Origin of the sequence: Streptomyces sp. NBC_01317, assembly GCF_035961655.1 — a bacterium.
GTDB lineage: Bacteria > Actinomycetota > Actinomycetes > Streptomycetales > Streptomycetaceae > Streptomyces.
On record NZ_CP108393.1, the window covers coordinates 294,156 to 305,048 of the forward strand.

Consider the following 10,893-nt stretch of genomic DNA (forward strand, 5'->3'; position numbering starts at 1 on the left):
TGATACAGGACCGGGCTTCCTTAGCACATGACGGACGGCGGCAGAGCGGGCCGCCGATGTTTTATGGACCGTGCATGAAGAGGACCTGACATACGGACCGGACGCGACCGATCTCCGACCATCCCTGATCGATTTTGCTCGGACGGGAGCAAGCTCGAAGCAGTCGGAGCTTCGGTGCCGCGCCGGCCGGGCCGACCACCCTCGACGGCCCGGCCACCTCGGGCGGTCCGGCCGGCCGGCCGCCCGACCTACCCGGCGCTGTCCTCCATCGCCCGCACCAGACTGACGGGCCGCATGTCACTCCAGGCACCCTCGATGGCGTCCAGGCATTCCTGTCGCGAGCTTTCCGGGCCCTCGGCGCGCCAGCCGCCCGGAATATCGAGACGCGCGGGCCACAGCGAGTACTGTCCCTCGCCGTTCACCAACACCACGAACCGCTCGGATTCGTCGTCGAAAGGATTGGTCACGGTCTTTCCCCCCACCTGTTCTCTGTCTTTCCACGGCGTGTTCATCAGCCTTGTCCCCCGCATGCCGCTTCGGGCGTCACTTCGCAGCGACACCGTTCGGCACCCGGCCCCCTCGCGGCACGAACTCGGCCACGCGGAGCGGCGATAACACCCCCCATACCGGCGTGCACGGTGGACCGGGTACAAGTACCCCGCCAACGTCCGTTCACGCCAGTCACCTTAGAGGATCGCGACACTCAAAGACGAACATTTGCGCCGTTACTGACAAGTACTTGACCGGGGTCAATAAACGAGCTAGCCGAGGTCATATGCCAATCGGCGCCAAGCGGCAGGTTCCGGCCAATCCATGCACTTTTTGACCGAATGTCAACGACTGTGAACCAATCCTTTCGGCCACCCGGCGCATTCGCGAGTTCGTAGGCTTCCCCAATGCGCCCCGCGCGCGCCCCTCCCCCTTCCGTGCCTCCGTTGAACGCAGCCAGTAACCGAAAAAGCACGCCCTCAGGCGTGCTTCTTCGGTGGTCGGCCGGGCCCGGGTGCCGTCGGTGTCGTGTCACTCCCCCGTCTGCGAGGGCAGGCGTACGGGCGCGGCGAACGCGCCGTCGTGATGGACCAGGGCCTCTCCCTCGCCGTGCCCGCCACCCGCGTCGATCTCGCCGACGACCAGGATGTGGTCGCCGATCCGCTGACGGAGCGTCACCCGGGCGGTGAGCCAGGCCGGTACGCCGTCCAGCAGCGGAAGCCCGTCGGCCTCCTCCGCCCAGGGAATCCCGTCGAAGCGGTCGATGCCGCTGCGGGCGAACTGCCGGGCCAGCGTGGTGTTCCCGGTGCCCAGCACGTGGACGGCGAAGCGGTCGGCGCGCTGCACGGCCGGGAACGTCGACGCCGTGAGGCCGAGGCAGAAGGAGACGAGGGCGGGCTCCAGGGAGACGGAGGTGAAGGAGGTCGCGGTGAAACCGGCGGGGCCCGGGACCGTGATCACGGTGACCCCGGCCGCGTGCCGCCGCAGGGTGCGCCGGAGTATCTCGTCGCCGGTGGCGGGCGCCGGGCCCTGGGCGGCTCCGGCAGCGCGTTCGATGGACACGGTCATGCCTCTTCCCTTCCTACGAGGTGGTGGCTCACGAACGCGCGCCTTCCGCGCCTTCGTCGCCCTGTCCGACTGCTGCTGCCGCGTCTTCCGCCTCTTGCGCCTCTTGTGCTTCTTCGACCGTGAGGATCGGGCGCCCGCCGGGATCCGCGCGCAGCCGCTCCAGCCACAGGACGACCACCGCCGCCGTGGTCCGGTGCGCGGCGTCGTTGAGGACGTCGTGCAGCCCGTCGTGCACCACCCCCAGGGTGGCGTGCGGCAGCCGGGCAACCAGCTCCCGCGCCTGACCCAGGGGCGTGACCGGGTCGGCCCCGCCGTGCAGGACGAGGACGGGCGCGGCGGGCCGGGCCTCGGACCGCAGCCGGTCCGGTACGGGGGCGTCGAGGCTTCCCCGTACGAACTCCTCGTCGTCGGTGAGCCGTTCGCGGTGCGCCGGGCAGGCGGTACGGGCCGCCAGCTCGGCCTCCCAGGGGCCCGCCGCGTCGCGCGCCGCGCCGGCCGCCGGAGAGGGCGCGGTCGGTGCCGCCCCGGCGACGACGATCCCCGCCACGGGCAGCCGGGGGTCGGCATCGGCGGCCGTGTGGAGGGCCTGGAGGGCGCCCGTGTCACTGCCGACGAGGATCACCGGGGCGACGGGATCGGGCCCCGCGGCCTCCGCCGCCCGGGCCAGGACGTCCTCGGCGCGGTCGTCGGGCGCGGTGGGGAGCGCGTAAACCCGGTACCCGTCGGCGGCGAGCCGGCGTCCGAACCGCTCGTACACCAGCGGGTGTTCGCCCCGGCCCGGCAGGACGAGCAGCGTGCCACGCGGGGCGATCCCTTCGGGCTGGTGCCAACTGCGCGCGAGCGTACGGGTGCTGAGGGCCGGGGCACTGAACAGGTCGGTCATCGGACGCTTCCGGCGGGCGCGAGAGCGGGCTCGGCCGACGCGGCGGCGGACGCGGCCGCTCTGCGGTGGGCGAGTTCCTGGTGGACGAGCGGGAGCAGGTGGCGGCCGTAGTCGACGGCGTCGTCCAGCGGGTCGTACCCCCGGATGAGCAGGGTCGTCACCCCGATGTCCACGTAGTCAAGCAGGGCCTGGGCGACGGTCTCCGGAGTGCCCACGAGCGCCGTGGTGTTGCCTCCCGCGCCGGTCGCGGAGGCGGTCGGCGTCCACAGCGCGCGGTCGTGCAGATCGCCCTTCGCGGCGGCGGCGAGGAGCCGCCGCGAGCCGGTGTTCTGCGGGCCGTCGGGGCCCTGGTGACGGCGGGCCTGGGCGAAGAAGGGTTGGCCCGCACCGGACTTGATGGTGTCCAGGATGTGGTGGGCGCGTTCCCAGGCGAGTTCCTCGGTGGGCGCGAGGATCGGGCGGAACGAGACGCTGATGCCCGGGAGTTCGGCGCGGCCGGCCGCGACGGCCGCCGCGCGGACGGACGCGATCTGTTCGGCCGTCTCGGCGAGCGGCTCGCCCCACAGCGCGAAGGTGTCGGCGTGCTTGCCGCCCACGCGGTACGCGGCCTCGGAGGAACCGCCGAAGTACAGCGGGATGCCGGACGCGTGGACGGGCAGCACCTTGGAGCCGTAGTCCTCGAACCGGTAGTGGCGGCCCTCGTGGCTGAACGGCTCACCGGAGGACCAGGCGCGGCGCAGGACGGACAGGTATTCGTCGGTGCGGTCGTAGCGCTCCTCCTTGTCCAGGTAGTCGCCGTCCCTGCGCTGCTCGACGTCGTTGCCGCCGGTGATGGTGTGCACGGCGACCCGCCCGCCGGTGAACTGGTCGAGGGTGGCGAAGCTGCGGGCGGCGAGCGTCGGCGCGATGAAGCCGGGGCGGTGGGCGACGAGCAGGCCGAGCCGTTCCGTGTGCGCGGCGACATAGGCGGCGACCTGGGCGCCGTCGGGCCTTCCCGAGCTGTAGCCGATGAGGATCCGGTCGAATCCGGCGTCCTCGTGGGCACGGGCGAAGCGGGCGGTGTACGCCCGGTCGATCTGGGGGCCGCTGGGCGGCCGTGTCTCCGAGGCGTCCTGCGTACCGATCATGCCGATGAACTCGACGGAGTGCGGGGCGCGGGCGACGCGGGCGGGGGCCGGGGTGCTCTGGTCGGTCATGGGTCAGTTGCCTTTCGGTGCGGACCGGCGGTCGTGCGACCGGTGGTCGGGAGCGGGGTGGTCGGACGGGCCGGAATCAGCGGTACCGCGATCGGACGGGCCGGGATCTTGGGCACGAGGATCTTGGGCACGAGGATCGTGGGCGCGGGTTTCGTGGACACGGCCGAGTGCCTCGCGGCCGGTGGTGAGGAGTACGGAGTCGTCCTGCGGGGTGTGGACGCGGCTGCACAGGACGTCCCGGTAGTGCCGCTGGAGCGGATTGGCCCGGGTCAGCCCGTGGTTGCCGGTCAGGGCGACGGCCTGTTCGACGGCGGTGATGGCGGCCCGCGTGGCGAGGACCTTGACGGCGCCCGCCTGTTCGGCCGCCGTACGATCCCCGCTGTCGACCCGGGCGGCGAGCGTGTCGACCAGGGTGTCCGCGCCGAACAGCGCGGTCTCGATCTCGCCCACGGCGCTCTGGAAGCGCGGCAGCGTGGCCAGCGGCGCGCCGAGGGAGGTCGGGACACGTTCGTGGAGGAAGCGGGTGAGCCAGTCGCGGGCCGCGCCCGCCACGCCGAGGTACAGCGCGCTCAGACCGAGGGCGTTCCACGCGCCGGTCTCGGGATCGGGGCGGGCCCCGGGGGTCTCGCCCGCCTCGGCGAGGCCGAGGACGTCGCCGAGTGGTACGGACACGGAGTCGAGGACCACGTCGTCGCTGCGGCTCGCGCGCAGGCCGACATGGTCCCAGGTCGGCTCGACCGCCAGGCCGGGACTGTCCGCGCGGACGACGAACGAGCCGACGCGCACGGGGTTTTCGCCGGTCCGCGCGAAAACCAGCAGCCGGCTGAGGCCGACGGCCCCGGTGGAGTAGATCTTCCGTCCGGTCAGCAGCCACCGGTCGCCGTCGCGGCGGGCGGTGGTGGCGGGCAGGCCGCCCCGTACCGGACTGCCCAACTCGGGCTCCACGCGGAGGGAGTTGACCAGGGCGGGGCCCTTGGCCGACTCGTCGAGGAGGTCCCCGTACAGGGCGGGCGGCCAGCCGCCGGGGGTACGGGCCTCGGCCGCGTGGGTGAAGAGGGTCATCGCCGTGACCAGCGCGACGGCGGGGTCGCCGGCGCCCAGCGCGCGCAGGATACGGGCGGTGTCGGCGAGCCCCGCGCCGGGCCCGCCATGCCGGGCGGCGACCGTGGCGGTGAGCAGTCCCGCCCCGTGCAGGAGGGGAAAGGCCTCGGCGGGGAAGGACGCGTCGCGGTCGTGCTCGGCCGCGCGGGCGGCGAGGCTCTCGGTGACGGCGGGCAGCAGGTCGACGCGCAGGGGTGGCAGCGCGGGGGCGGGGCCCTGATCCGCGGTGCTGTTCGTACGGGTCACGGGGTCGCGGGTCACGGGGTCTCCGGCCGGTCGGGGTGCGGGTGGGCGGTGGGGCGGCGCGCGCCGCGCCGGTGGCGGGGCACGGTGGCGCCGTCGAGCAGGGGCGGCGGGCGGCGGACCGTGACCGGTGGGGGGTCGCCGGTGTACTTCTCCGCCTCGACCAGGGCGTGCTGGCCGGTGCAGCCCTGGGTGAGGCGGGAGGTGGGGACGTCAGCCGTCAGGGTGTTGGGGTTGCCGTGGGCGCACAACGGCGGCTGGTCCGGGTCCTGTTGCGGTACGGGGTCGAACCACGCGCCCGTCGGCAGCTGCAGCACCCCGGGCCGTACGCAGTCGGTGAGGACGGCCCCGGCGAGCACGGCCCCGCGGTCGTTGAAGATCCGTACGACATCGCCGTCCCGGATCGCGCGGGCCGCCGCGTCGGCGGGGTGCAGCTGGACGGCCTCGCGTCCGGCGACCTTGGCACCCAGGCTCAGCGCGCCGACGTCGAACTGGCTGTGCAGCCGGGTGGCGGGCTGGTTGGCGATCAGCAGGAGGGGGTGGCGGTCAGCCGCCGGGCCGCCGGTCCACTCGTCCGGTTCGAGCCACACCGGGTGGCCGGGGCAGTCGGCCAGGCCCAGGGCGGCGACGGCCTCGGACGTGATCTCGATGCGCCCGCTCGGGGTGTCCAGCGGGTGGCGCACGGGGTCGCGTCTGAAGTCTTCGAAGAGCGTGAACTCAGCTTCCTCGGAGGGCAGTTCGTAGTCCCCCACCGCCCAGAACTCCTTGAACTCCGGTACGTCGGTGCCGTTGGCGCGCAGTTCCCCGCGCCACGAGCCGTACAGGTGCTCCAGCCACGCGCGGGGGGTCCGGCCCTCGGTGAAGCGCTCGCCGAAGCCGAGCCGGCCGGCGAGTCCGGCGAGGATGGCGTGGTCGTCCCTGGCCTCGCCGACGGGGTCGACGGCGCGGTGCATGGCGATGAGATGGGTGTCGCGTCGTCCGCCGCCGAGGTCTTCGCGCTCCAGCGTGGTGGAGGCCGGGAGGACGATGTCGGCGTGCCGGGCGGTGGCGGTCCAGTGCGGTTCGTGGACGATCACGGTGTCGGGCCGGCCGAAGGCGCGGCGGAGCCGTCCGAGGTCCTGGTGGTGGTGGAACGGGTTGCCGCCGGCCCAGTGCACGAGCCGGATGTCGGGGAACGTACGGGTCTCGCCGTTGTAGTCGTACGTGTCACCGGGGTGGAGCAGCAGGTCCGCGATCCTGGCACAGGGGATGAACTCCCCCACCGGGTTGGGGCCTTGGGGCAGGTACGGCAGCCTCACCTGGGGGCCGTGGTCGCCGACGTCCCCCATCGAGCCGTACCCGTGCCCGAACCCGCCGCCGGGCAGGCCGATCTGGCCGAGCATCGCCGCGAGCGCCAGGGCCGCCCAGACGGGTTGTTCGCCGTGCTGGATGCGCTGGAGGGACCAGGTGACGGTGACCAGGGTGCGGGAGGCGGCCATGCGGCGGGCGAGCGCGCGGATACGGGAGGCGTCGAGCCCGCAGATCGCGGCGGCCCAGTCGGCGCTTCTGGTGGTGCCGTCGGCGCGTCCGTCGAGGTAGCGGGCGAAGGTGTCGAAGCCGGTGGTGCGGCGGTCGAGGAAGGCGCGGTCGTGCAGTCCCTCGGCGAGGAGCGTGTGGGCGAGGCCGAGCATCAGGGCCGTGTCGGTGGCGGGGACGATGGCGTGCCAGTCGGTGTCGAGCCCTTCGGGCAGGTCGGCGCGGAGCGGGCTGATCAGCGCGACCCGGGTGCCGGCCGCGGCGAGTGCGTCGAGGTGGCCGGGGGTGCGGTGGCGGGTGACACCGCCCGGGGTGACGTGGACGTTCTTGGCGGGGATGCCGCCGAAGGCGACGATCAGCTCGGTGTGCTTGATGAGGGTGGGCCAGCTGGACGCGGCGCGCAGGACGGCCTGCGCCCCGGCCGCACCGACGAGGTGGGGCAGCAGGACGAGCGAGGCACCGAGGCTGTAGGAGTTGCGGGACGCGGTGTAGCCGCCGAACTGGCCCAGGAAGCGGTGGAGTTGGCTCTGGGCGTGGTGGAACCTCCCGGCCGAGGCCCAGCCGTACGAGCCGCCGAAGACGGCCGCCGGGCCGTGTTCGTCCCTGACCCGGGCGAGTTCGGCGGCCGTCAGGTCCAGCGCCTCGTCCCAGCCGATCTCGACGAAGGGCTCCTGGCCGCGCCGGTCGGTGGGGCCCGGACCGTGTTCGAGCCAGCCGCGGCGCACGGCGGGGCGGCGCACCCGGGTGGGGTGGCGCAGCGCCCCGTCGATGTTGCGCAGCAGCGGGGACGGCGAGGGGTCGGCCGGGTGCGGCCGGATGCCGAGATCGCCGTGGGGCGCGCTGCCTGGACCACCCCTGGCGCCTGTACCGGGGCGCACGCTGTACGCGCCCCAGTGCGAGGTCGTCGGGAGGGAGCCGGCCGGCTGCGCGGCGGGACCCGGCGCGGGAGAGGAGGTCATGCGGGGACCGTGAGCCGGCCCGCGCCGGTGCGCTCGGCGCCCGCGCGGACGAGGTCGATGAGCGTGCCGTAGTCGCGGGCGTCCGCGAGGGGGGAGAAGCCCCGGATGAGGAGGGTGGACACCCCGAGGGAGACGTAGTCGAGGAGGGATTCCGCGACCTGCTCGTAACTGCCGACCAGGGCGGTGGAGTTGCCCGCGGCGCCGGTGGTCCTCGCGATGGCGGTCCACAGCCGCTTGTCGTGGACGTCGCCCTGGGCCGCGTACTCCAGCAGTCGCTGGGAGCCGCGCTGCGCGGAGTGGTCGAGGTTGAAGGCCCTGGCGGTCTCGCCGACCCGCTCCTCGGTGAGCCGCAGGATCTCCCTCGCCCTGTCCCAGGCCTGTTCCTCGGTGGCGGCGGGGATGGGGCGCAGGCTCACGCTGAAGCGGGGTTCGCGGCCGTACGGCGCGGCGGCGGCCCGTACGTCACGGATCCGCTCGGCGATCCCGGCGAGCGGTTCGCCCCAGAAGGCGTAGACGTCGGCGTGCTTGCCGCCGACGCGGACGGCGTCCGCGGAGGCGCCGCCGAAGTAGACGGGAATCGGGGCGGCGGGGCGTACGGCGGAGAAGCCGCCCTTCACGCGGTAGAACTCCCCTTCGTGGTCGAAGGGTTCGGCGGAGTCCCACTCCTTGCGGACCACGTCGAGGAAGTCGTCGGTGCGGCGGTAGCGGGTGGGCTTGTCGCTGAAGTCGCCGTCGCGCGCCTGGTCGGCGTCGTCGCCGCCGGTGATGACGTGCAGGGCGATCCGGCCGGGGTGGAAGGCGTCGAGGGTGGCGTACTTGCGGGCGGCGAGGGTCGGCGAGACGAAGCCGGGGCGGTGGGCGAGCAGGACGCCGAGCCGTTCGGTGTGGGTGAGGATCTGGTCGGCGACGGTGAAGCCGTCGGGGCTCGCGGAGGAGTGAGCGACCAGGACGCGGTCGAAGCCCGACTCCTCGTGGGCGCGGGCCAGTTCCCGGAGGTAGCCGGGCTGGACCACCGGCCCTGCGGCCTGTTCGGTCTCCGTCTGCGTGGAGACGCCGACGCGGCCGGTGACGGGGGTGCGGGAGCCGCTCTCGCTGGTCTCCTGGGTGGCGGCGATGCCGATGAATTCGATGGCCATGGCGGTGGGTTCTCCTGTTCCTGTTCAGCCGATACCGCCGCGCCAGGTGGCGGCGTGGTGGCAGGCGACGGTGTGGGACGGCCTGGACGGGTCGGATTCCCCTGCGGGGGAAGGTAGTTGTGCCGTGATGGGTCGGGCGGTGGCTTGAGCGGCGGTTTCGGCGGCGGTTTCCGCGGCAGCTTGCGGGGCGGAGTTGGGTGCCGATTCCGGAGCCGCTCGGGTGGCTTCCCCATCCGGTACGGGGGCGGAGCCCGGCTCCTCCCGGCACGCGGGTCCCGCGAAGCGGCAGCGGGGGGCGAAGACACAGCCCTCGTCGTCGGGCCAGGGCGCGCGGCCGGCGGCGACGACCGGATCCGGGCGCAACTGCGCGGGCTGGAGCCGGTGTTCGCGGCGCACGCTGGGCGCGGAGGCGGTGAGCAGGGCGGTGTACGGGTGCCTGGGGTGTTCCAGGACCTCGCCGATGGGGCCCTGTTCCACGAGCCGGCCCCGGTAGAGGACGGCGACCCGGTCGGCGATGCCCGCGAGCGAGCTGAGGTCGTGCGAGATGACGACGACGGCGAGGCCCAGTTCGCGGCGGAGCCGGTCGAGCAGGCTCAGGACGAGGTTGCGGTTGGAGGCGTCCAGGGCGCTGACCGGCTCGTCGCTGAGGAGCAGCCGGGGGCGGGTGACGAGGGCGCGGGCCAGCGAGACGCGCTGGCGCTGGCCGCCGGAGAGCTGGGCGGGGGTGCGGGGGCCGAGTGCCTCGGCGTCGAGCCCGACGAGGGTCAGGGCCTCGTCGGCGCGCCGCGCGCGTTCCTGGCGGGTGGCGGCGCCGACCGACGCGAGGGGCTCCGCCACGACCTGACGCACCGTCAACTCGGGGTCCTGGGACCGGAGCGGATCCTGGAACATGTACTGGACGCGGCCGGTGCGGCGGAAGTCCCGGAGGTCCCGGCGGCTCAGGCGGGAGACGTCGTGGCCCTCGAACCCGATCTCCCCGGCGTCGGGGCGGACCAGGCCGACGGCGGCGCGGGCCAGGGTCGTCTTGCCCGAGCCGGTCTCGCCGATGATCCCGAGGATCTCCCCGGCCCGTACCGTCAGGTCGACGCCCGAGAGCACCCGGGTGCTGCCCGCCCGGCGCAGGGCGGTGGCGCGGCGCCCGTACGAGACGGTCAGTCCGCGGATCTCCAGGAGCGCGGCCGGGTTCTCCTGGGTGAGGACGGCGTTCATACGGCGGCTCCGGAGGCGGCGGGACGCAGGCAACGGGCGCGGCGCCCGTCACCCAGTTCGTAGAGGTCGACGGGTCCTGCCGTGCACTGCCGGGTGGTGTGGGCGCAGCGGTCGGCGAAGTGGCACCCGGGCAGGTCGGCGCCGGCCTCGGGCGGCCGGCCGGGGATGATGTCGAGTTCGCGGCGGCCCCACACCCCGAGGGACGCGACGCGCAGCAGCGCTTCGGTGTAGGGGTGGGAGGGCGCGGCGAGCACCTCGGCGGTGGGGCCGTCCTCGACGATCTGGCCCGCGTACATGACGAGGATGCGGTCGCAGCTCTCGGCGACGACGGCGAGGTCGTGGGTGACGAGGAGCAGCGCGAGGCCCTGCTCCGCCCTGAGCCGGGCGAGCAGTTCGAGGATCTCGGCCTGGATGACGACGTCGAGGGCGGTGGTGGCCTCGTCGGCGATGAGCAGTTCCGGCTCGCAGGAGACGGCGATCGCGATAAGGACCCGCTGAAGCATGCCGCCGGACAGTTCGTGCGGGAACTGGTGGAAGACCTCGTCGGGCCGGTGCAGTCCGACGGCGCCGAACAGTTCGACGGCGCGGGTGTGGGCGGCGGCCCTGGGCAGTCCGCGTCCGACGCGGAGCTGTTCCGCGAGCTGGCGGCCCACGGTCAGGGAGGGGTTGAGGTACGAGGCGGGGTCCTGGAACACGGCGCCGACGCGGCTGCCCCGGACGGCGTTCCACTGTTTACGGGTGAGCGCGCTCAGCTCGGTGGGCGCGCCGGAGCCGGTGGCGCCCAGGGTGATACGGCCGCCGGTGACCTCGCAGCCGGCGGGCAGGACACCGAGCGCGGAGCGGCAGGTCAGGCTCTTGCCGCTGCCGGACTCCCCGACCAGCCCGACGGCCTCACCGCGCCCGAGCGTGAACGACACGCCCCGCACGGCGCGCGCGCCGCCCGACACGGTGACGTCGAGCCCGTCGACGGTCAGAACGGGCCCGGCGGCAACCGGGATCTCAGCCGGCACTGACATGACGCTCCACCTCCTCACGCTGCTCGCCGCCGGAGGCGACGGCTCGGGTCTCCTCGTACGACGCACCGATCGGGGCTC

The 10,893-nt window shown here is 73.8% G+C and carries 9 protein-coding genes; all 9 read right to left on the reverse strand.

What is annotated here, in order from left to right:
• Positions 1-248 precede the first annotated feature (248 nt).
• Positions 249-467, reverse strand: a complete 219-nt coding sequence (locus tag OG349_RS01110) for an MbtH family protein (protein ID WP_327238403.1) — start codon at positions 465-467, stop codon at positions 249-251.
• A gap of 553 nt (positions 468-1,020) precedes the next feature.
• Positions 1,021-1,557: a flavin reductase family protein gene (locus OG349_RS01115; RefSeq protein WP_327232742.1), complete on the reverse strand. Its 537-nt coding sequence runs from the start codon at positions 1,555-1,557 to the stop codon at positions 1,021-1,023.
• A gap of 28 nt (positions 1,558-1,585) precedes the next feature.
• Complete coding sequence (locus tag OG349_RS01120) at positions 1,586-2,440, reverse strand: alpha/beta hydrolase (RefSeq protein WP_327232743.1); 855 nt, start codon at positions 2,438-2,440, stop codon at positions 1,586-1,588.
• Entirely contained in the window at positions 2,437-3,636 is a 1,200-nt protein-coding gene (locus OG349_RS01125) for an LLM class flavin-dependent oxidoreductase (protein ID WP_327232744.1), read from the reverse strand. The genes OG349_RS01120 and OG349_RS01125 overlap by 4 nt, the downstream gene beginning before the upstream one ends.
• A gap of 3 nt (positions 3,637-3,639) precedes the next feature.
• Positions 3,640-4,998: an acyl-CoA dehydrogenase family protein gene (locus OG349_RS01130; RefSeq protein ID WP_327232745.1), complete on the reverse strand. Its 1,359-nt coding sequence runs from the start codon at positions 4,996-4,998 to the stop codon at positions 3,640-3,642.
• On the reverse strand, positions 4,995-7,454 hold the full coding sequence (locus tag OG349_RS01135; protein ID WP_327232746.1) for a molybdopterin-dependent oxidoreductase: 2,460 nt from the start codon (positions 7,452-7,454) through the stop codon (positions 4,995-4,997). Before OG349_RS01135 ends, OG349_RS01130 begins: the two co-directional genes overlap by 4 nt.
• Positions 7,451-8,590 (reverse strand): LLM class flavin-dependent oxidoreductase, encoded by a 1,140-nt coding sequence (locus tag OG349_RS01140; protein WP_327232747.1) that lies wholly within the window; start codon positions 8,588-8,590, stop codon positions 7,451-7,453. Before OG349_RS01140 ends, OG349_RS01135 begins: the two co-directional genes overlap by 4 nt.
• 24 nt (positions 8,591-8,614) lie before the next feature.
• Entirely contained in the window at positions 8,615-9,799 is a 1,185-nt protein-coding gene (locus tag OG349_RS01145; protein WP_327232748.1) for an oligopeptide/dipeptide ABC transporter ATP-binding protein, read from the reverse strand.
• Positions 9,796-10,815, reverse strand: coding sequence for an ABC transporter ATP-binding protein (locus tag OG349_RS01150; protein ID WP_327232749.1), 1,020 nt, complete (start codon positions 10,813-10,815; stop codon positions 9,796-9,798). The genes OG349_RS01145 and OG349_RS01150 overlap by 4 nt, the downstream gene beginning before the upstream one ends.
• Positions 10,816-10,893 lie beyond the last annotated feature (78 nt).